Here is a 20,641-nt window from a genome sequence, read left to right as displayed (position 1 = left end):
CGCGGGCGGGGTGCGCATCCGGGTGGACGCGACCGGTGGGAACCGCGCCGACGCCGCCGAGGCGCACCGCTGCACGGAATCCCACGCGCGGACCGGCAAGATCGTCCTCACCGTCGATCGCGGCCCCGACGCCGTCCGATCCCGGCCCCGACGTACGACCCGTCACAAGGAGCCGCACCCATGCGAGCGATCACCCAGAACACCTACGGAGGGCCGGAGGTCCTCACCGAGACCGAGGCGCCCGCTCCCGAGCCCGGCGTGGGCGAGATCCGCGTCCGGGTCGCCGCGGCGGGCGTGAATCCCACCGACTGGAAGCACCGCGACGGCACCATTCCGTACGACCACGGCCTGCCCGCCACCACCGGCTGGGACGTGGCCGGGACGGTCGACAAGGTCGGCCCCGGGGTCACGATCTTCGACCAGGGCGACGCGGTCTTCGGGATGCTCCCGTACCCGTACGAGCCCGGCGGCTACGCCGAGTACGCCACGGGCCCGGCCCGATCCTTCGCGGCCAAGCCCGACAGCATCGACTTCACGCAGGCCGCGGCGCTGCCGCTGGCATCGCTCACGGCGTGGCAGGCCCTGAACGACACCGCCCGGCTCACCCGTGGCCAGCGGGTGCTGATCCAGGGCGGCGCCGGCGGGGTGGGCCACCTCGCCGTGCAGATCGCCCGCCACCTCGGCGCCGAAGTCATCGCCACCGCGTCGGCCGACGACGCCGAGTTCGTACGCTCCCTGGGCGCGGACCAGGTGTTCGACTACCGCACCACCACCATCGGCGACGTCCTCACGGACGCCGACGCCGCGCTCGTACCGCTCACCGGGCAGCCGCGCCTGGACTCCCTGCGCGCCCTGCGCCGGGGCGGCATCCTCGTCTCCTTGCTGGGGGCCGACGACGAGGCCCTGGCCCTGGCCGGTGAGCGCGGTGTGCGGTACCGCAGCATGATGGTGCAGTCCGATCACGCCGGGATGCGGGCCATCGCCGACATGGCCGCCACGGGAGCGCTGCGCGTCAAGGTCCACTCGACGCTGCCGCTGTCGAGCGCCGCCGAAGCCCACCGCCTCGGAGAGTCCGGCGGGATCGACGGCAAGCTCGTCCTCATCCCCTGACCCGGGGCCGGGCGGGCCGCGCCGCTGGTCCGGCCCGGCTTCGAGCGATGCTCATCGGCTAGGTTGCCGCGTATGAAGCCTCGGGTGTTCCTCTTCGATCTCGGCGGTGTCGTGTGCCGCTTCCACCGTGAGCGGCGGCTGGAACTTCTCGGGGCCGCCTGCGGGGTCTCCGCGCGGCGCGTCGAGTCGGAGCTCTACGAGTCCGGGCTGATCGCGGCCTGGGACCGGGGGGAGGGGGACGCCGACGACGTGGAGCGGGAGATCCGGCGGCGTCTCGGGTTCTCGGGTACGGCCGGGGAGCTTCGTCGTATCTGGTGCGGGGCGTTCGAGCCGGACCCCGAGGTCCTGGCCGCCGCCGACCTCGTACGGGACCGGCCGACGGCCCTGTTCACGGACAACGACGCGTTGCTGCGCGCCGGGCTGCCCGAGCGGCTGCCCGGGGTGGACGAGCGTTTCGACGTGCTCGCGTTCTCGTGCGGGCTCGGGGCGACCAAGCCGGCCGAGGAAGCCTTCGCGGGTGCGCTCGGGCTGCTCGGGGCCACCGCCGGGGAGGCGTTCTTCGTGGACGACCGGGAGGCCAATGTCCGGGCGGCCCGCGAACTCGGGCTCACCGCCGTGCTCTTCGAGGGCGGCGCGGCGCTCCGGCGGACCCTGGAGCGCCCTGCTCACGGGCTGAGCGCCCTGCTCACGGGCTGAGCGCCCTGCTCATGGGCTGAGCCCCCTGCTCTCACGGGCTGAGCCCCCTTCGCTCACCACACCCCGTCGCGCCCCGCCGCACCCTCCGTGGACTCGCGCAGGACGAGGCGGTGCGCCACCACCCGGTCCTGCGGGCACTCCGCGGCCGGGCTGCCGGCGGCGTCCGGGCGCGCGGCCTCCTCGATGCGGCGCAGCAGCAGGTCCACCGCGACCCGGGCCACCGCCTCCTTGTCCGGGGCGACCGTGCTCAGGGACGGCACGCTGAAGCGGCCGCCCTCCACATCGTCGAAGCCGATCACCGCCACGTCCTCGGGCACCCGCGCCCCGTAACCGTGCAGCGCGCGCAGCGCCCCCAGCGCGAGCTGGTCGTTCAGGCAGAGCAGGGCGTCCGGCCGGACGCCGGCCGCAAGCACCCGGCGGACCGCTTCGGCGCCGTCGCTCATGTGGAACGCCTCCACCGGCAGCAGCGACGCCGGGTCGTACGGAAGGCCCGCCCCGGACAGCGCGAGGCGGAAGCCGCGGGTGCGGGCCTGGGCCGTACCGACGCAGCCGTCGTCCCGGCCGCCCACCGTGAGGATGCGGCGGCGGCCCAGGGCGAGCAGGTGCTCGGTGGCCTCGCGGGCCGCGCGTTCGTTGTCGATCGCCACATGGTCCGCGCCCTCGTTGAGCAGCTCGCCGAGCAGGACGGTCGGCGGCGGCCCGGTGTGGGCGCGCAGGTCGTCCGGCGCGAGGGCGAGCGGGCTGAGGATGACCCCGTCCACGAAGTCGGAGCCGAAACCGGCGAGCGCCGCCTTCTCGCGCTCGCGGTCGGCGCCCGACTGGTGGATCAGCACGGTCAGGGAGCGTTTTTCGGCCTCCCGGACGACGTACTGGGCTAGCTCCGCGAAGTACGGGACGTCGAGTTCGGGCACCACCAGGGCGATGATCCCGGTCCGTCCGCTGCGCAGATGGCGGCCGGCGAGATTGATGCGGTAACCGAGGTGGTCGATGGCCTCCTGCACCGCACGGCGCGTCCGGTCGGATACGTGCACATAGTCGTTGAGCACGTTGGACACCGTCTTCTCCGACACCCCCGCGTGCCGTGCGACGTCCTTGATCCTCGGTCGTGCCACCCGTGACTCCCCACCCTCGGTACGCGCCGAGTCTATGCCGTACCCCCCGGCCGCCCCGGAGCGATGGGCAACGCTTCCGGCACAGGTGATGACCCAGCTCTTTACAGCCAATGTACATCGATGTAAAAACAGGGCACCGCTCCGGGAGACCGGTGCGGATCACCCCCGATGTGCACGGGCGGCCGACGGCTGCCGTGCCGATGGCGCCTGCCCTCGGCCGGGCACGTCGTCCGGCGTCGAAAGGTCAGTGATGAACTCTGTACCTCCCGCACGAGGGCTGCCCGGAGCCCGGTACCCGGACCGGTCGCCCGGCATCGGCCGCCGCGGACTGCTGCGCTACGGAACGGCCGGGGCGGCCGCGCTCCTCGCGGCGGGCCCGCTCACGGGGTGCGCCTCGCCGGCCCGTGCGGGCGAGGCATCCGCGCTGAAGGTCTGGGACCTCTTCCAGGGCGGCGACGGCATGCTCATGGACGAGATGATCGCCGCCGTCTCGAAGGGGTCCGACGGCTTCGACGTGGACCGGACGATCCTGGACTGGGGCCCGTCGTACTACACGAAGCTCGCCATGTCGGCGGCGGGCGGCCGGGCCTCCGACGTCGCCGTACTCCACCTGTCACGGCTGGCCGGATACGCCCCGGGCGGTCTGCTCGACCCGCTCGACCTGGACGTCCTCGCCGAATTCGGCGTCACCGAGAAGGACTTCGCGCCCGCCGTCTGGAAGCGCGCCCAGCACAAGGGCACCGTCTACGCCGTTCCGCTGGACGTCCACCCCTTCATCGTCTTCTACGACAAGGACGCCGCCGACAAGGCAGGACTGCTCGACACCTCCGGCCACCTGGCGCCGATGGGCTCGCCCGAAGCCTTCCTGGACGCCGGCAAGAAGCTCGCAGAGATCACCGGCAAGTCCGGCGTGCTCTTCGGCCACGTCACCGACACCGCCCAGAGCTGGCGCCAGTTCGCCGCGCTGTACGCCCAGACCGGGGCGTCCTTCACGCTGCCCGACGGCGGGCCGCCGAAGATCGACATCGATGCCGCGGTGAAGGTCGTCACCTTCATGAAGCAGCTCTTCGACGGGCGCACCAACCCCAACAACCTCGACTACAACGGGGCGATGGCCGCCTTCATGGACGGCCGCGGCGGCATGATCATGGCGGGGGAGTGGGAGCTGCCCACCTTCCGCAAGTCCGGCATCAAGCACCTGGGCGCCGCCCCCTTCCCGCAGGTCTTCGCGCGCCCGGCCGTCTACGCCGACTCGCACAGCTTCGTGCTCCCGCACCAGGACGACCCCGACCCGGCCCGCCGCCGCGAGGCCCACCGGTACATCGCCGAGATCGTCAAACAGAGCCTGACCTGGGCGAGCGCCGGCCACATCCCCGCCTATCTGCCGGTGCAGGCCCGCCCCGAGTACGCGAAGCTCGACCCCCAGTCGTCCTACGCGGCCGCCGGCGAGATCGCCGTGCTCGACCCGCCGAACTGGTTCGCCGGCGCCGGCGGCAACTTCCAGAACCGCATGTGCCAGCCGCTCCAGTCGGCGCTGCTGGGCAACACCTCCGCCGAGAGCGCGGTACGGCAGATGGTCCGTGAGGCGGACACGCTGCTGCGCCAGCCCAACCCGGTCGCCTGACGACAGCCGAAGGAGCCGCATCGTGACCACCACCGCGCCCGCCGGAGCGTCGGCGCCCCCGCAGCCGCCCTCCGCGACACCGGCCGCGCCCCGGCGCCGCCGCTCACTGACCCGGGGCGGCGGGCTGTTCGTCCTGCCGTTCCTGATCGTGTTCGCGCTCTTCCTGGTCTGGCCGATCGTCCAGGGCCTCTGGATGAGCCTCACCGACGCCTCGCTCAGCCTGCGCGGCACCGAGTTCGTCGGATTCGCCAACTACTCCGAGGCGTTCGGGGACCCGGACGTCTGGAGCAGCCTCGGCAACACCGTCTTCTTCACCGTCATCTCGTGCGTACCGCTCGTCCTGGTCGCGCTCGGCATGGCGCTCCTCGTGCACAGCGGGCTGGCCGGGCAATGGGTGTGGCGGCTGGCCTACTTCGCTCCGTACCTGCTGCCGGTCACCGTGGTCACGCTCATCTGGACGTGGCTCTACCAGCCCGACATCGGCCTCGGCAACCAGCTGCTGACCTCGCTGGGCATGGAGCCCGTGGGCTGGCTCTCCGACGAGTCGGTGGCGATGTGGTCGGTCGCCGCCCTCACCGTCTGGTGGACCGTCGGCTTCAACTTCCTGCTCTACCTCGCCGCCCTCCAGTCCCTGCCCACCACGTACGACGAGGCCGCCGCGCTCGACGGCGCCGGCGCCTGGCGGCGGCTGTGGTCGGTCACCCTGCCGCAGCTGCGCCACACCACGGTGCTGGTCGCGATGCTCCAAGTCCTCGCGTCCCTCAAGGTGTTCGACCAGATCTACATCCTCACCAAGGGCGGCCCCAACGGCTCGACCCGCCCGATCCTCGAGTACGTCTACGACGTCGGGTTCACCGGCTACCGGCTGGGCTACGCCTCCGCGGTCAGCTACATCTTCTTCGCGATCGTCATCGTCGTCTCCGTCCTGCAACTCCGCTTCTTCCGTCAGGAGGGCTGACCGTGTCCGCCATCTCCACCCCCGTGCGCCGGCCGCGCCGGCCGCGCGAGGAGTCCGGCTCGCCCTTGCTGCTCGGCCACGGACGGCTGCCCCGGGCGCTCGCCGGGACCGCGCTGACCGTGCTCGCCGTCGCCTGGCTGCTGCCCTTCGTCTGGGCGATAGCCACCTCGCTCCAGAGCGAGCAGGACGTGATGAAGTCGGGCCTCTCGCCGTTCAAGGGAGCCTTCACCCTCTCCGCCTACCGGCAGATCCTGGAGCGCGGCAACGTACCGACCTGGGCGTTCAACAGCCTGCTCATCTCCGTGCTGGTCACGCTGCTCACCACGGCCGTCTCGACGCTCGCCGCGTACGGCTTCTCGCGCGGCACCTTCCGCGGCCGCCGGGCCCTGCTCGCGGTCACCGTCGGCGCGATCATGGTCCCGCCGCAGCTGCTGATCGTCCCGCTCTTCGACCAGATGACGATGTTCCACCTGGTCGACACCTACGCGGCGGTCATCCTGCCGCAGGTGGTGGCGCCCATGATGGTCTTCATCCTGAAGCGCTTCTTCGACGCGATACCCCGCGAGCTGGAGGACGCCGCCCGCATCGACGGCGCCTCCGAACTGCGCGTCTTCACGTCCATCGTGCTTCCGCTGTCCCGCCCGATCGTCGCCGCCGTCGCGATCTTCGTGTTCATCGGCGCGTGGAACAACTTCATGTGGCCCTTCGTCGTCACCAACGACCCGGACCTCATGACGCTCCCGGTCGGCCTCGCCACCGTGAAGGACGCGTACGGCATCCAGTACGCCCAGTCCATGGCGTCCGCCCTGCTGGCCGCGCTGCCGCTGATCGTGATGTTCCTGCTCTTCCAGCGGCGCATCGTCAACTCCGTCGCTACCACCGGCCTCGGCGGCGGCTGACCCCCGCCGACTGTCCCTGCCCCGGTACCGGTCTCCCGGCCGGCCGCCACCACGATCCACCTGGAGTACCTGTGCACACCCCCTCCGTCCCCGTCCGGAGTACCCGCGCCCGCAGTTCGTACGGCGCGACTGGCTCAACCTCAACGGGACCTGGCAGTTCGAGACGGACCAGGGGGACAGCGGTCTCGAACGCGGGCTCCTCGAACGCGACCTGACCGGCGAGATCCTCGTACCCTTCGCCCCCGAGTCCGAGCTGTCCGGCGTCGGCGACACCGACTTTCTGGAAGCCGTCTGGTACCGGCGCCGGTTCACCCCGCCCGCCGAGTGGGCCGGCCGCCGGGTGCTGCTGCACTTCGGCGCCGTCGACCACGACACCACCGTCTGGGTGGACGGCACCGAAGTCGTACGCCACCGGGGCGGGTTCACCCCCTTCACCGCCGACCTCGGCGCACTCGCCCCGGCCGGGCGCGAGGTGGAGATCACCGTCCGCGCCCGCGACCCGAAGTCCGGCCCGCAGGCCCGTGGCAAGCAGGCCGTCCAGTACGCCAACCACGACTGCAACTACACGCGCACGACGGGGATCTGGCAGACCGTCTGGGCCGAACCGGTCCCCGAGGCAGCCCATCTGCGCCGCCCCCGCATCACCCCCGACCTGGCCGCCGGCGCCTTCCACCTCGAACTGCCCCTGTCCGCCAACCTCCCCGGCCACCGCGTGCGCGCCGTCCTTAGCGACGACACCGGCGAGGTCTGCCGCGCCGAGGCCCGCGCCGACCTCGACCTGGCCGCCCGCCTGCACCTGGCCGTCCCGGAGGACCGGCGCCGCGAGTGGAGCCCCGAGGACCCCCACCTGTACGGGCTGCGCCTCGAACTCCTCGGCCCCGACGGCGAATCCACCGACACCGTCGAGAGTTACGCGGGACTGCGCGCCGTCTCCATCCGGGGCAAGGCCGTCCTCCTCAACGGCCGCCCCCGCTTCCAGCGCCTCGTGCTCGACCAGGGCTGGTACCCGGACGGGCTGATGACCGCCCCCACCGACGAGGCCCTGGTCCGCGACATCGAACTCGCCCTGGAGGCCGGCTTCAACGGGGCCCGGCTGCACCAGAAGGTCTTCGAGGAGCGCTTCCTCTACCACGCCGACCGGCTCGGCTACCTGGTGTGGGGCGAGTTCGGCGACTGGGGCTGCGAGGTCGGCGGCTCCTCCGGCGACAACCAGCGGCCCGACGCCTCCTTCATCGCCCAGTGGCTCGAAGCCGTGGAGCGCGACTACTCCCACCCCTCGATCGTCGGCTGGTGCCCGCTCAACGAGACGTACCAGAAGCTCCACGACCGGATCACCCAGCTCGACGACGTGACCCGCGCGATGTTCCTCGCCACCAAGGCGATGGACACCTCCCGCCCGGTGATCGACGCCTCCGGCTACTCCCACCGGGTCCTGGAGACCGACATCTACGACTCCCACACCTACGAGCAGGACCCGGCCGCCTTCCGGCAGCTGGTCTCCGGGCTCGCCAAGGGGGAGCCGTTCGTCAACGCGTACGAGAACGGCGCCGCGTACTCGCAGCCGTACCGGGGACAGCCGTACTTCGTCAGCGAGTTCGGCGGGATCTGGTGGGACCCGGAGGCCGCAGCGGAGCAGTCGGGCAGCGACCGTACGGTCTCCTGGGGCTACGGCGACCGGGTGCGCACCGAGGACGAGTTCCACGAGCGGTTCGCCGGTCTGACCGGTGCGCTGCTGGCGGACCCGGACATGTTCGGCTACTGCTACACCCAGCTGACCGACGTCTTCCAGGAGCAGAACGGCGTCTACCGCTTCGACCGGGGCACCAAGCTGGATATCGCCCGCATCCGGGAGGCCCAGCTGCGGCCCGCCGCGTTCGAGGAGCGGGACGCCGACTGACGGCGCCGCATCACGCATGCCCGCCCCTCCCGGCACGGAAGGGGCGGGCATCGGCGGGTCTCAGACCCGTTCGAGCCGCCAGAGCTGCGGCTGCTGTCCGTTGCACGTCCACTGCTGGACGTTGGCCCCCGCCGTACGCGAGCCCTGCGAGACGTCCAGGCACTGTCCGGAGGACTTCACGACCAGGCGGTAGTAGCCCCGCCCCGCGTTCTGGAGCCGCCAGTCCTGGGCGGTCGCGGCGTTGCAGTACCACTGCCGTACGTTGGCGCCGGGCGTGGCGGAGCCGTTCTCCACGTCCAGGCAGTAGCCGCTGTTGACGCCGGTCAGGGTGAACGCGTCGCCGTGCGCCCGCAGCGTCCACGCCTGCGGGCCGAGGCCGTTGCACGTCCACTGCTGTACGTTGCCGCCCGCGACCCGTGAGTCGGCGGCGACGTCCAGGCACTGGCCGCTGTTGGCGTTGACCAGCCGGTAGCGCGCACCGTCCGCCACCCCGGCCGCGTCACCGGTGCCGGTGAGCGGGCCGGTGGCCACGTACGGGCGGCAGACACTGCCGTCCCAGTCCGTCGCGATCTCCAGCACGGTGCGCCCGTCGGCCGAGGGCAGCAGCGGTGAGCTGTAGTTCGGGCAGTACGTGGCGGTCGGCGCCGCGACCTTCACGGGGGCCTCGATCTCGTACCACGGACCGGTGCCGTTCTCCGTGTTGGCGAGGATCGTGCGGCCGCTGTCGGCGGCGGGCGTGCCGTCGCGGTTCAGGAGCTGCTGGCCGATCAGGAGGAGCCGGCCGTTGGCCCCGCCGCCCGGAGCGGGCGCCCAGGCGATGGTCGGCGCGGCGCGGAAGTACTTGCCGTCCACGGTCTCCGGGCGGTAGCCGAGCGAGGCGGGGTCGCCCCAGTTCCAGCCGTCCGCCGAGGTCCGGTAGTGCACGACGCACTGGTACTGGCCGCCCGGGTTGCAGATCTCGTAGCTCATGAAGTACGTGCCGTTCGGCAGCCGGCGCACCATGGGCATCCCCGGCCGGTCCGGCTGCCAGGAGCCGGCGACCGTGTTGCGGCGGTCCTGCCAGGTGACGCCGTCGTAGCTGCGGGCGGCCGCGAGCTTCTGGCTGTGCGCGGGGTCCGTCTCGTCGGCGTAGTGGCAGACGAGCGCCCCGTCGGCGGCGACGGAGAACTCCGGCTCCCACAGCCCGCCCGTGCCGTTCGCGGAGGCGCAGGTGGAGAGGTACGACCAGGTGCGGCCCACGTCGTTGCTCCGCCAGACGCGCAGCGCCATACGCCGGTTCTGCTCGTCCGCACCGGACGAGGCGGCCCACAGCAGGGTGCCGGGCGCCAACGAGCCGACCTGGCTCGGCAGTTCGAACAGGGTGGAGCAGCACAGGCCCTGCCCGCCCGAGGACTCCGGGTCGGCCACGCTGCCCACCTGCCGGAAGGTGGCTCCGCCGTCGGTGCTCTCGTGGATGGCACCGATGCCGTTGTTGCCGTTGAAGCTGACGACGCTCGCGAGCACCCGGCCGTTGGCGGCGCCGCTGTGCTCCAGCCGGATCGCCCTCGGGTAGAGGCCGGTCCCGCTGCCCAGCGGGGTGCCGTTGGCGGCGGCGACGGCGGGCGCGGGGGGTGAGGCGGCGGGTGCGGCCGATGCCGGGGCGAACGACAGCCCGATGGCGGCGGCCAGGACCGGGGCGACGGCACGCGCCGCCCAGCGGGCGAGGCGGCCGGCCGTCGCGGGGAGGGGTGGGGTGCGGGTCTGGGGGGTCGGCGCAAGGAGAGCACAGGCGTCCTTCCTCGGGGGCACGAAGGCGTGGGGGTGGCCGAGAGGGGCTGCTGACGGCGAAACAGTAGAGCCGGATATACATCGATGTAAACAGGGCGGACAGCTTCCGCTTCAACGGCTGCCCGGGCGCGTCAGGGTGCCGTGAGCGTCATCTCGAAGGAGTACCGCGATGCCCGGTACAGATGGCGGCCGTACTCCACAGGACGCCCCCCGTCGCCCAGCACCGTGCGTTCCACGGTGAGCAGGGTGCCGCCGCGCCCCTCCGCGAGGAGCCGGGCCTCGGCCGCCGTGGCCCGGCGGGCGCCGACGGTCTGCTCGGCGGAGCGCAGCGCGATGCCGGAGCGCCGGAGCAGTGCGTAGAGCCCGTGCGCCGCCAGGTCCTCCTCGCTGAGGTCCGCGAGGCCCAGGGGCAGGTGGTTCTCCAGGAGGGCCATCGGCTCGTCGTCCGCGTACCGGAGCCGGCGCAACTCGACGGTGTCCATGCCCGGTTCGAGCTGGAGGGCGGCGGCGATCCGGCCCTCGGCGGGGCGGACGCGCAGGGACAGGACCTCGGTGCGCGGGCGGCGGTCATCGCGTTGCAGGTCCTCGTAGAGGCTGGTCAGTTCCACCTGCCGGCGGACCCGGTTGTTGACGACCCGGGTGCCCACCCCGCGCTTGCGCGACAGCAGGCCCTTGTCCACCAGATGCTGCATGGCCTGACGCATCGTCGGGCGCGAGAGGCCGAAGCGGTCCGCGAGCGCGATCTCGTTCTCCAGCCGGGCGCCGGGTGCCAACGCGCCGGATTCGATGAGGCGTTGGAGCTGCTGCGCGAACTGGAAGTACAGCGGAACGGGGCTGGACCGGTCGATGGTGATCAGTCTGGTGAGCGGTTCCATGCCGGGCTCCTCGGAACGTCGTGCCACGTCCTCAGTATGCCGTAAACCGCGTCCAGCTCAGTACGTATATATGTCAGTACAAATGCTTGACCGGCTGCGATCGGCGACGATACAAAGACGAAGATCAGGAGCGTCGGCCAGCCGGCCCCCATCCGCCCCCGGAGGCACCCGCGCATGCGCATCGGACTCATCGGAACGGGCCGCATCGGCGCGTTCCACGCCGCCACCCTCGCCGCCCTGCCCGCCGTCGACCGCCTCGTCCTGCACGACGCCGTCGAGCAGCAGGCCCGCGAGCTGGCCGGGAAGCTGGGCGCCGACTGGGCGGCGGACCTGGACGCGCTGCTCGGCTCCGGCCTGGACGGTGTCGTGATCGCCGCCCCCACCGCGGTCCACGACACGCTGATCCGCGCGGCGGTCACCGCCGGGGTCCCCGTCTTCTGCGAGAAGCCGGTCGCCGCCGGCCTCGAAGCCACCCGCGCCCTGCTGGCCGGTATCGCCGGTGCCGGGGTGCCGCTCCAGGTCGGCTTCCAGCGCCGCTTCGACGCCGGGTACGCCGCCCTGCGGAACGCGGCCGCCACCGGGGAGCTGGGCTGGCTGCACACCGTACGGGCGTGCACCGCCGATCCGGCGCCCCCGCCGGCCGGATACCTGCCGCTGTCCGGCGGCATCTTCCGGGACTGCGCCGTGCACGACTTCGACAGCGTGCGCTGGGTCACCGGCCGCGAGGTCGTGGAGGTCAGCGCCACCGGGGCCAACCGGGGCGACGGCTCCTTCGCGGCGGCCGGTGACGTCGACACCGCCGCCGCCGTCCTCACGCTGGACGACGGCACCCTCGTCAGCTGCACCGCCACCCGCTACAACGGCGCCGGATACGACGCGCGCATGGAGCTCGCCGGCTCGCAGGCCACGCTGGCCACCGGACACGGCGACCGCGCACCGCTGCGGACCACCGACGACCGGACGCCGTCCGGCGCCGCCCCGTACGACGGATTCCTCAGCCGGTTCCACGACGCGTACGTCGCCGAGATGGCGGCCTTCACCGAGGTCGCGGCGGGTCTGCGGCCCAGCCCCTGCACCGGGGCCGACGCCCTGGCCGCACTGCTGATCGCGGAGGCCGCCGACCGGTCGCGGCGCACGGGGCGGCCGGTGCGCGTGGGGGAGTGAGGGCGGGGACCGGGCCGGGGTGAGGTGTCGAATGAACGTCCGGTTACCATATGAGCGCCGCCTAGCTCGAAAGATAAACCTGTGACTGTCAATGACGACGCGTTCACCAACTGGAAGAACCGCGAGGAGATCGCGGAATCGATGATTCCGATCATCGGGAAGCTGCACCGCGAGCGGGATGTCACCGTCCTCCTGCACAGCCGCTCGCTGGTGAACAAATCGGTGGTGAGCATCCTCAAGACCCACCGATTCGCCCGGCAGATCGACGGCGCGGAGCTCTCGGTCACCGAGACCCTGCCCTTCCTCCAGGCCCTCACCACCCTCGACCTGGGCCCCTCCCAGATCGACATCGGCATGCTCGCCGCCACCCACAAGGCCGACGACCGCGGCCTCAGCGCGGCGGAGTTCACCGCCGAGGCCGTCGCCGGTGCCACCGGGGACAACAAGATCGAGCGCCGCGAGGCGCGCGACGTCGTCCTCTACGGCTTCGGCCGCATCGGCCGCCTGCTCGCCAGGCTCCTCATCGAGAAGGCGGGCTCCGGCAACGGGCTGCGGCTGCGCGCCATCGTGGTCCGCAAGGGAGCGGGCCAGGACATCGTCAAGCGCGCCTCGCTGCTGCGCCGCGACTCCATCCATGGCCAGTTCCAGGGCACGATCACCGTGGACGAGGCCAACAACCGGATCGTCGCCAACGGCAACGAGATCCAGGTCATCTACTCGGACGACCCGACCTCCGTCGACTACACCGCCTACGGCATCGACGACGCCATCCTCATCGACAACACCGGCAAGTGGCGCGACCGCGAGGGCCTCTCCAAGCACCTGCGCCCCGGCATTGCCAAGGTCGTGCTGACCGCCCCCGGCAAGGGCGACGTCCTCAACGTCGTGCACGGCGTCAACCACGACATGATCAAGCCGGACGAGCAGATCATCTCCTGCGCCTCCTGCACCACCAACGCGATCGTGCCGCCGCTGAAGGCGATGGCCGACGAGTACGGCGTGCTGCGCGGACATGTGGAGACCATCCACTCGTTCACCAACGACCAGAACCTGCTGGACAATTACCACGGCTCCGACCGCCGCGGCCGCTCCGCACCGCTCAACATGGTCATCACCGAGACGGGCGCCGCCTCCGCCGTCGCGAAGGCGCTGCCCGACCTGGAGGCGACGATCACGGGCAGCTCGATCCGCGTCCCCGTGCCGGACGTCTCGATCGCCATCCTCAGCCTGAAGCTGGGCCGCGAGACCACCCGCGCCGAGGTGCTGGACTACCTCCGCGAGGTGTCGCTGACCTCCCCGCTCAAGCGGCAGATCGACTTCACGACCGCCCCCGACGCGGTGTCGAGCGACTTCATCGGCTCGCGCCACGCCTCCATCGTGGACGCCGGCCCCACCCAGGTCGACGGCGACAACGCGATCCTCTACCTCTGGTACGACAACGAGTTCGGCTACTCGTGCCAGGTCATCCGGGTCGTGCAGTACGTCTCCGGCGTCGAGTACCCCACGTATCCCGTGCCGGTCGCCTGACGCACGGCAGGTCCCGCCCGCCGCGAGGGCGGGCGGGACCCGTTTCCGTCTAGACGGACCCGGAGGCCGTGACGGCAGGGGCGGGGGCGTACCCCGTCGCCCGGGTGGTGAACGTGCCCCGGCCCTGCGTACGGCTCCGCAGCCGCGTCGCGTAACCGAACAGCTCGGCCAGCGGCACCGTCGCCGTGACCACCGCCGCACCGCCCCGCGTGGTGGAGCCGGAGACCCGGCCGCGCCGGGCGGCCAGGTCGCCGAGCACCCCGCCGACCGCGTCACCGGGCACGGTGACCGTCACCTCGACCACCGGTTCCAGCAGCACCATCGCGCTCGCCCGCAGGGCCTCCCGGAGCGCGAACCGCCCCGCCGTGCGGAACGCCATCTCCGAGGAGTCCTTGGGATGCGTCGCGCCATCGGTCAGCGTCACCCGCACCCCGGTCACCGGATGCCCGCCGAGCGGACCCTCGGCCAGCGCGTCCCGGCAGCCCGCCTCGACCGCCCGGACGTACTCCTGCGGCACCCGGCCGCCGACGACCGCCGAACGGAACGCGAACTCCGCCGTCTCCGCCTCGCCTTCGGCGGCTTCCAGCGGTTCGACGTCGATGACGACATGCGCGAACTGCCCGGCCCCGCCGTCCTGTTTGACGTGCCGGTAGACCAGACCGGACACCCCGCGCACCAGCGTCTCCCGGTGCGCGACCTGCGGTCGGCCGACCCGGACGTCCAGACCGTGGTCGCGGCGGATCTTCTCCGCGGCCACCTCCAGATGCAGCTCGCCCATGCCGGAGAGAACGGTCTGACCGGTCTCGGGGTCCGTCCGCACCACGAGCGACGGGTCCTCCTCGGCCAGCCGCACCAGGGCGGCCATCAGCCGCTCGGTGTCCGTGCTCCGCCGCGCCTCCACCGCCACGGACACGACCGGGTCGGCCACCGTGGGCGGTTCCAGGACCAGCGGGGCACCGGGCGCGCACAGCGTCGCACCCGGGCGGACGGCCTTCGGGCCGATGACCGCGACGATGTCCCCGGCCACCGCCGCGTCCACGTCCACATGCCGGTCCGCCTGGACCCGCAGGATGCGCCCGACGCGCTCACCGCGCCGGGTGGTCGCGTCCAGCACCGTCTCCCCCTTCCGGATCGTTCCCGAGTACACGCGCAGATACGTCAGCCGGCCCGTCGCGGTCGCGTTCACCTTGAACGCCAGCGCGGCGAAGGGCTCCTGGGGATCGGCCGCCCGCTCCTGCACCGCCCCGTCGAGCACGCCCCGTACCGGCGGCACGTCGAGCGGGGAGGGCAGATACGCGACGACCGCCTCCAGCAGCGGTTCGACACCCCGGTTCCGGTACGCCGAACCGCACAGCACCACGACCCCCTCACCGGTGCGCGTGAGATCCCGCAGCGCCCCGGTCAGCGTCTCCTCCGAGAGCTCGGAGCGTACGCAGAACTCCTCCAGGGCCGCCGGATGCAGCTCCGCCACCGCCTCCTCCAGAAGCCGCCGGCGCCGGGCCGCCTCCTCGCACAGCCTCTCGGGCACCTCGCCCTCCTCGTACGCGTCGGCGCCGTCCGCCCACACCAGGGCGCGCATGCGCACCAGGTCGACCACCCCGCGGAAGGCGTCCTCCGCGCCGATGGGCAGCTGCACCACGAGCGGGACGGTGTGCAGCCGGTCCCGGATGGAGGCGACCGCGCTGTCCAGGTCGGCACCGGCCCGGTCCAGCTTGTTGACGAAGGCGATGCGCGGGACGGAGTGGCGGTCCGCCTGGTGCCACACCGACTCGCTCTGCGGCTCCACCCCGGCCACCGCGTCGAACACCGCGATCGCGCCGTCGAGCACCCGCAGCGCACGCTCGACCTCGTCGGCGAAGTCGACGTGCCCCGGGGTGTCGATGAGGTTGATCCGGTGACCGTCCCAGGCGCAGCTGACGGCCGCGGCGAAGATGGTGATGCCCCGGTCGCGCTCCTGCGAGTCGAAGTCCGTGATGGTCGTGCCGTCGTGGACCTCACCGCGCTTGTGGGTGGTGCCGGTGGTGTAGAGGATCCGCTCGGTCACGGTGGTCTTGCCGGCGTCGACATGGGCGAGGATGCCCAGGTTGCGGACGGTGGTGAGAGCGGTGACGGGAGAACGGTGCTGGTGGGTACGCACGGCCGGTGGCCTTTCGGGATGATCCGGAAGAAGACGGCGCGATACCCCCGGACGAAGCGGCCCGGATACGGGCCCGTGAGGCCCACTGACATGACTGGACGTCAGAAGTGATGCGGGTCCCGGGTGTTCGTCACGGGGTCCGGGGCCGGCCGCGCAGCCGGCTCCGGGCGGCGCGAGACACCAGGATCACCTCGAACCGCGACGGGGGGACGACGGCGGCGGTGCGGTGGCGCACGGCGGTCTCCCCTCAACGGTCACGGCGGACGCGCCGACTCAGGGCCGGCGCGCGGTGTGGGGCGAGTCTAGGGAAGGCGGGGCGCGCGGGGGAACCGGTTTTTCGGCCGGGTGCGTCCCGGGCCCAGCGGCCGGCAGGCGCTGCGGCACCGGCGCAGGGCGTTCCGCCCGCAGTCGCGCCACTCGGCGGGCGACGGACCCACGCCCCGGCCGCCCCGGGTGATCAGGGCGTTCACCGGGGTGTGCGGGTCCAGGGCCATCGTGCGCGCGAACAGCACACCGATCACGAGCGGGGCGAGCGAGAGGGCCAGAGTGGTGCCGGCACTGGTGACGTGGCGCACGCGGAGGCGCTTCGGGTCGGGAGCCATGACCCCATTCCAGCGGCGGCACCCCGGACCGGGATCGGGGGACGTACTCAGACCGCACGGCCCGGATACTCAGCCGGGCCGTGCGGTGCGCCTGGGGGACGCTCAGGCGTTGGTGCCGGAGCCCCCGCCGCCGGACGCCGCCTTGATGCCCTTCGTGATCGTGTCCAGGACGGACAGCGCGGGCGCCTTGCTGTTGATGTCGAAGCCGGAGCGGATCACCACCAGCATGTCCTTGGCCAGCGGGGACGGGAAGGCCAGCGACTCGACATAGCCGTCGTCGCCGTTCTTCGTCACCACCTTCCAGCGCACCCGGTAGCCCTGCTGCCCGGCCACCGTGACCGACTCGGACTTCAGCTCCTCGTGCGAGGTGATGCCGCCGTAGATCTTCTCGCCGTAGGACTCGTTGGCGTTGGCCTCGATGTCCTTCTCGGCGGTGGCCTTCGCCGTCTTGGTGGTGAGCTTCAGCGCCTCGGCCGGAGCGGAGAACACCCCGCCGCGCACACACTTCTGCTCGGTGTCACCGGGGCAGGCGTAGGACCCGGTGGTCACCCCGGCGCCCATGCCCGACTCGCCCTTCCAGCCGTCGGGGACCGGGATGCTGATGCCGCTGGCCAGGTCCGTCGCGTAACCGTCCTCGACCTCCGGCTGCCCCTGCTCCGGCGACTCGCTGCCACCGCCGTCGCCGCGCTCGTCACCGTTGCCGCCGCCCCGGCCGCCGCCGCGCCGGCGGTCGGGTCCGGGGGAGGGGGAGGCGGACGGGGCCGTGGCGGCGGTGTCGCTCTTGCCGTCCGAGTCGTCCGTCAGCAGATAGACACCGCCCCCGATGGCGGCGAGCACCACGACGGCGGCGGTGATGCCCGCCCCGATGCGTATGCGCCGACTGCGGACGGCCGCCGGCGGTACGCGCAGATGGTCGGTCCACTGGGTGCCGTCCCACCAGCGCTCGTGGCGGGGGCCAAATCCTGAATACCCGGGGTCTGGATGCCAGCCGGGCGGGCTCGTCTGGGTCACGCCCGACACGGTAACCGGACTGCCTGAGAATCCTATGAACTGGGTGGGTGCTCCCGGTCGGCCCCGCCGCCCGCAGCTGCCGTCCTCCTTGGTCTAGACATGTGGTGGGGGTGTCGCTAGCATCCGCCGACGAGGCGCGGTGGACCCGCCCGACCGCGCCCAGAAGTGAGGGCCCCATGGAAGCGACCGCCCCCGACCGTCGTTTCGCCGAGGACTACCGCCTCGCCCGGGAGATACCGCGCGACGGGCTGACCGCATGGCGCGCCGCCGTCGCCGCCGAGGTGGAACTCGCACCGGGCGCCACCGTCCTGGACGTGGGCGCGGGCACCGGCTCGTTCGCCTCCGCTTTCGCCGACTGGTTCGGCGTCCGGGTCCTGGCCGTGGAACCGGCCGCCGCCATGCGGGCGCTGATCCCCCGGAACGGGCTGATCGAGGCGCTGGACGGGCGGGCCGAGGCGCTGCCGGTGCCGGACGGCTGCGCGGACGCGGCCTGGCTGGGCTCGGTCGTCCACCACATCGGTGATCTGCCCGCCGCCGCACGGGAGTTGCGCAGGGCCCTGAAGCCCGGCGCGCCCGTGCTCATCCGCAACTCGTTTCCGGGCCGGTGCGCACGGGACCTGCGGGTGCGCTTCTTCCCCGGCGCCGAGCGCATCGTGGACGGCTACCCCACGGTGGAGCAGACGTGCGCCGCGTTCGCGGGGGCCGGCTTCTCCCGTGTCGCCCTGCACGCGGTGCCGCAGGAGAGCGCGCCGAGCCTTGCCGCGTTCGCGGACCGGATCAGGCGGGACACCGACGCGAAGCTGCGCGGCCTGGCCGACGACGAGTTCGAGCGCGGGATGCGCCGGCTGCGTACGGCGGCCGAACAGGAGCCGGACCGCCCCGCCGTGAGCTGGATGGACCTGCTGGTCCTGGCCTGACCCCGCACCCCGCCGACGTAAGGTCGGTCCGTATGAAGCTCAGCGACGAGGAAGGGCGGGCCGTACGGGCCGCCATGGCGGGCGAACTGCGGCTGCTCGACCCGGCGGTACGGGCGTCGCCCGAGGCGGTGACGGACCTGCTCGACCCGGAGTTCGCAGAGTTCGGCGCCTCCGGACGCCGCTACGACCGCGCCTCCGTCCTCGCCGTCACGTCCGCCGTGGAGGACGACGACCCCGGCCCGGACGTCTCCGAGCTGTCCGGCACCCTGCTCGCCCCCGACCTGGTCCACCTGACGTACGTCACCGAGCGCAACGGCATGCTGTTCAGGCGGAGTTCGCTGTGGCGCAGGACCGGTGAGCGGTGGCGGATGTACTTCCACCAGGGCACCCCGGCCGGCCCGGCGGGGGCCGCCCGCGCATATCCGGCGGACAGCCCCGGCGGACCTGCGTAGGCTCACCCGATGACACCTTCCCGCTACCCCGCCAAGCCCCGGCCCGGCGACCGCGTCGCCGTGCTCTCGCCCTCGTCCGGACTGCCCGGCCTCCTCCCGCTGCCGCACGAACTCGGCCTGCGCAGAATCCGCGAGGACTTCGGCCTCGAGCCGGTGGAGTACCCCTGCACCCGGAAGATGGGCTCGACCCCGCAGGAGCGCGCCGCCGACCTGCACGCCGCGTTCGCCGATCCGGAGATCAAGGCCGTCATAGCCAGCATCGGCGGCGACGACCAGATCACCGTGCTGCCCCACCTGGACCGCGAACTGCTGCGCGCCAACCCCAAGCCGTTCTTCGGCTACAGCGACAACACCAACCTGCTGGTGTTCCTCGACAACCTCGGCATCGTGGGCTACCACGGCGGCTCGGTCATGGTCGAGCTCGGCAGGCCCGGCGCTCTGCACCCGCAGACGGCCGAGTCCCTGCGGGCCGCGCTCTTCACCCACGGCGCGTACGAGCTGACGCCGGCGAAGGAGAGCGGCAGCACCAACCGGGACTGGAGGGACCCGCGCACCTTCGAGCAGGAGCCCGACCTGCTCCCCGCCGACGACTGGAGCTGGCACCACGCGGACCGGGTGGTCGAGGGGGCGAGCTGGGGCGGCAACCTGGAGATCCTGGCCTGGATGCTGATGGCCGACCGGGAGATCCAGCCCCCGGAGGCCTACGAGGGCCGGGTGCTGTTCCTCGAAACCTCCGAGGAGCTGCCCGGCGCCGACGAGGTGTACCGCATCCTGCGCAACATGGGGGAGCGGGGCCTGCTGCGGCGCTTCCCCGCCCTGCTGATGGGGCGCGCCAAGAACTGGTCCTTCGACAAGCCGCTCGACGCGGAAGCCGGTGCGCTGTACCGCCGGGAGCAGCGGGAGGCGGTGCTGCGCGCCCTCGCGGAGTACGCCCCCGACACCATGGCCGTCTTCGACGTGGACTGCGGCCACACGGACCCGCAGGTGGTCATCCCGTACGGCGGCGTGATCCGGGTGGACGGGGTGGCCCGGCGCATCGTCGTGACGTACTGACGGATGGCCTCCGGCCTGTGGTCCGACCACACACCGTGTGTGACATAGTGGGATGTTCCGACCGGAACAGAGGATGGCCCATGCCCGTCGACTGGGAGCCCGTACGGCAGTCGCGCACACACGAGCTGGTGCTCCGGAGCATCGAGCAGCGGGTGTTCGCCGGCGATCTCAAGGTCGGTGACCGCCTGCCGCCCGAACGGGAACTCGCCCCCGTCCTCGGCGTGAGCCGGTCGGCCCTCCGCGAGGCGCTGCGGGTGCTCGAGACCATCGGTGTGCTGGTCGCCCAGCCGGGCCGGGGGCCCGACGCGGGCGCCCGCATCGTCCGCAACCCCGACGACGCGCTCGGCCGACTGCTCCGGCTCCACTTCGCGCTCGGCAGCTACAGCCTCGGGGACATGCTGGAGGCCCGGGTCGTGCTGGAGCGGTCCAGCTTCGAGGCGGCCGCGCTGCACGCCGAGCCGGCCGATCTGGACGAGGCCGAGGAGCTGGTCGCACGCATGGGCGCGCCGGACATCGGGGTGCCCGAGTTCAACGACCTGGACACCCGGTTCCACGTCAGGATCGCCCGGAGTTCCGGCAACGCGCTGACCTCGACGCTCACCTCCGCCGTCCGCGAGTCCGTCCGGCCGCTGATCCTGCGCGCGCTGGAGGCGGAGCCGGACTGGCCGGCCACCGCCGCCGCGCTCAACGCGGACCACGCCGACCTGCTGCGGCTGGTCCGCGCGGGCGACGGGGCGCGGGCCGCGGACCTGGTCGAGACCCACATCCGGGGGCTGCACGGCACCCTCGTGGACGAACCGTTCACCGACGCCTGAACCCCGTACGCCGAAGAGCCGCCGC

The 20,641-nt window shown here is 72.4% G+C and carries 17 protein-coding genes and 1 pseudogene; 12 read left to right on the top strand and 6 right to left on the bottom strand.

The window, feature by feature from the left end:
• Positions 1-180 precede the first annotated feature (180 nt).
• Together NEH16_RS03145 and NEH16_RS03140 are read left to right on the top strand one after the other, a co-directional pair.
• Positions 181-1,110: an NADP-dependent oxidoreductase gene (locus tag NEH16_RS03145; protein WP_265538987.1), complete on the top strand. Its 930-nt coding sequence runs from the start codon at positions 181-183 to the stop codon at positions 1,108-1,110.
• Between the two features lie 72 nt (positions 1,111-1,182).
• Positions 1,183-1,806: an HAD family hydrolase gene (locus NEH16_RS03140; RefSeq protein ID WP_265538985.1), complete on the top strand. Its 624-nt coding sequence runs from the start codon at positions 1,183-1,185 to the stop codon at positions 1,804-1,806.
• 53 nt (positions 1,807-1,859) lie between these two features.
• Here NEH16_RS03140 and NEH16_RS03135 read toward each other — a convergent pair whose 3' ends face one another.
• Positions 1,860-2,918: a LacI family DNA-binding transcriptional regulator gene (locus tag NEH16_RS03135; RefSeq protein WP_265538983.1), complete on the bottom strand. Its 1,059-nt coding sequence runs from the start codon at positions 2,916-2,918 to the stop codon at positions 1,860-1,862.
• 250 nt (positions 2,919-3,168) lie between these two features.
• Between NEH16_RS03135 and NEH16_RS03130 the strand changes: the two genes are divergently transcribed.
• The 4 genes and pseudogenes from NEH16_RS03130 to NEH16_RS03115 all read left to right on the top strand — a co-directional run bounded on the left by NEH16_RS03130 (position 3,169) and on the right by NEH16_RS03115 (position 8,296).
• Positions 3,169-4,542: an extracellular solute-binding protein gene (locus NEH16_RS03130; protein ID WP_265538981.1), complete on the top strand. Its 1,374-nt coding sequence runs from the start codon at positions 3,169-3,171 to the stop codon at positions 4,540-4,542.
• Positions 4,543-4,564: 22 nt separating this feature from the next.
• Entirely contained in the window at positions 4,565-5,500 is a 936-nt protein-coding gene (locus NEH16_RS03125) for a carbohydrate ABC transporter permease (RefSeq protein ID WP_073965642.1), read from the top strand.
• Positions 5,501-5,502: 2 nt separating this feature from the next.
• Positions 5,503-6,399 carry a carbohydrate ABC transporter permease gene (locus NEH16_RS03120; RefSeq protein ID WP_265538979.1) on the top strand — a complete coding sequence of 299 codons (897 nt, stop codon included), beginning with the start codon at positions 5,503-5,505 and terminating at the stop codon, positions 6,397-6,399.
• Between the two features lie 71 nt (positions 6,400-6,470).
• Positions 6,471-8,296 (top strand): annotated as a pseudogene (locus tag NEH16_RS03115) (glycoside hydrolase family 2 protein).
• 60 nt (positions 8,297-8,356) lie between these two features.
• On the opposite strand, the gene NEH16_RS03110 reads toward NEH16_RS03115, so the two are convergent.
• Both NEH16_RS03110 and NEH16_RS03105 read right to left on the bottom strand, forming a co-directional pair.
• A complete protein-coding gene (locus tag NEH16_RS03110; RefSeq protein WP_265538977.1) occupies positions 8,357-10,084 on the bottom strand; it encodes an RICIN domain-containing protein in 1,728 nt (575 codons plus the stop codon).
• A 110-nt stretch (positions 10,085-10,194) separates the two neighbouring features.
• Positions 10,195-10,938 carry a GntR family transcriptional regulator gene (locus NEH16_RS03105; RefSeq protein WP_265547041.1) on the bottom strand — a complete coding sequence of 248 codons (744 nt, stop codon included), beginning with the start codon at positions 10,936-10,938 and terminating at the stop codon, positions 10,195-10,197.
• Between the two features lie 174 nt (positions 10,939-11,112).
• Here NEH16_RS03105 and NEH16_RS03100 point away from each other — a divergent pair, with 174 nt between their 5' ends.
• Together NEH16_RS03100 and NEH16_RS03095 are read left to right on the top strand one after the other, a co-directional pair.
• Positions 11,113-12,102: a Gfo/Idh/MocA family protein gene (locus NEH16_RS03100; protein ID WP_265538975.1), complete on the top strand. Its 990-nt coding sequence runs from the start codon at positions 11,113-11,115 to the stop codon at positions 12,100-12,102.
• 81 nt (positions 12,103-12,183) lie between these two features.
• Entirely contained in the window at positions 12,184-13,629 is a 1,446-nt protein-coding gene (locus tag NEH16_RS03095; protein WP_265538973.1) for a glyceraldehyde-3-phosphate dehydrogenase, read from the top strand.
• 49 nt (positions 13,630-13,678) lie between these two features.
• On the opposite strand, the gene fusA is transcribed toward NEH16_RS03095, so the two are convergent.
• From fusA to NEH16_RS03080, 3 genes are all read right to left on the bottom strand, one after another.
• Complete coding sequence (gene fusA, locus NEH16_RS03090) at positions 13,679-15,766, bottom strand: elongation factor G (RefSeq protein ID WP_265538970.1); 2,088 nt, start codon at positions 15,764-15,766, stop codon at positions 13,679-13,681.
• Positions 15,767-16,068: 302 nt separating this feature from the next.
• Positions 16,069-16,368, bottom strand: a complete 300-nt coding sequence (locus NEH16_RS03085; RefSeq protein WP_265538968.1) for a hypothetical protein — start codon at positions 16,366-16,368, stop codon at positions 16,069-16,071.
• Between the two features lie 102 nt (positions 16,369-16,470).
• Entirely contained in the window at positions 16,471-17,379 is a 909-nt protein-coding gene (locus NEH16_RS03080) for a DUF2510 domain-containing protein (RefSeq protein ID WP_265538966.1), read from the bottom strand.
• 176 nt (positions 17,380-17,555) lie between these two features.
• Between NEH16_RS03080 and NEH16_RS03075 the strand changes: the two genes are divergently transcribed.
• From NEH16_RS03075 to NEH16_RS03060, 4 genes are all read left to right on the top strand, one after another.
• Positions 17,556-18,296, top strand: a complete 741-nt coding sequence (locus tag NEH16_RS03075) for a class I SAM-dependent methyltransferase (protein WP_265538965.1) — start codon at positions 17,556-17,558, stop codon at positions 18,294-18,296.
• A 32-nt stretch (positions 18,297-18,328) separates the two neighbouring features.
• The gene (locus NEH16_RS03070; RefSeq protein ID WP_265538962.1) at positions 18,329-18,748 is read left to right on the top strand and encodes a DUF4440 domain-containing protein; all 420 of its coding nucleotides are present in this window, start codon (positions 18,329-18,331) and stop codon (positions 18,746-18,748) included.
• Between the two features lie 9 nt (positions 18,749-18,757).
• Positions 18,758-19,801 carry a S66 family peptidase gene (locus NEH16_RS03065; RefSeq protein ID WP_265538960.1) on the top strand — a complete coding sequence of 348 codons (1,044 nt, stop codon included), beginning with the start codon at positions 18,758-18,760 and terminating at the stop codon, positions 19,799-19,801.
• An 80-nt stretch (positions 19,802-19,881) separates the two neighbouring features.
• The gene (locus NEH16_RS03060; RefSeq protein ID WP_265538958.1) at positions 19,882-20,616 is read left to right on the top strand and encodes a FadR/GntR family transcriptional regulator; all 735 of its coding nucleotides are present in this window, start codon (positions 19,882-19,884) and stop codon (positions 20,614-20,616) included.
• Positions 20,617-20,641 lie beyond the last annotated feature (25 nt).

This window comes from Streptomyces drozdowiczii, from assembly GCF_026167665.1.
In the GTDB taxonomy this organism is placed as follows: Bacteria; Actinomycetota; Actinomycetes; order Streptomycetales; family Streptomycetaceae; genus Streptomyces; species Streptomyces drozdowiczii_A.
Note: the sequence above shows the minus strand (reverse complement) of the source record. Positions and strands in the feature narration are given on the sequence as shown.

Excerpts from the sequence above, each read along its gene's own strand:
- NEH16_RS03100 (WP_265538975.1), top strand. The coding sequence starts at position 11,113 with ATGCGCATCGGACTCATCGGAACGGGCCGCATCGGCGCGTTCCACGCC.
- NEH16_RS03105 (WP_265547041.1), bottom strand. The coding sequence starts at position 10,938 with ATGGAACCGCTCACCAGACTGATCACCATCGACCGGTCCAGCCCCGTT.
- NEH16_RS03085 (WP_265538968.1), bottom strand. The coding sequence starts at position 16,368 with ATGGCTCCCGACCCGAAGCGCCTCCGCGTGCGCCACGTCACCAGTGCC.
- NEH16_RS03060 (WP_265538958.1), top strand. The coding sequence starts at position 19,882 with ATGCCCGTCGACTGGGAGCCCGTACGGCAGTCGCGCACACACGAGCTG.
- NEH16_RS03065 (WP_265538960.1), top strand. The coding sequence starts at position 18,758 with ATGACACCTTCCCGCTACCCCGCCAAGCCCCGGCCCGGCGACCGCGTC.
- NEH16_RS03145 (WP_265538987.1), top strand. The coding sequence starts at position 181 with ATGCGAGCGATCACCCAGAACACCTACGGAGGGCCGGAGGTCCTCACC.
- NEH16_RS03075 (WP_265538965.1), top strand. The coding sequence starts at position 17,556 with ATGGAAGCGACCGCCCCCGACCGTCGTTTCGCCGAGGACTACCGCCTC.
- NEH16_RS03130 (WP_265538981.1), top strand. The coding sequence starts at position 3,169 with ATGAACTCTGTACCTCCCGCACGAGGGCTGCCCGGAGCCCGGTACCCG.
- NEH16_RS03070 (WP_265538962.1), top strand. The coding sequence starts at position 18,329 with ATGAAGCTCAGCGACGAGGAAGGGCGGGCCGTACGGGCCGCCATGGCG.
- NEH16_RS03140 (WP_265538985.1), top strand. The coding sequence starts at position 1,183 with ATGAAGCCTCGGGTGTTCCTCTTCGATCTCGGCGGTGTCGTGTGCCGC.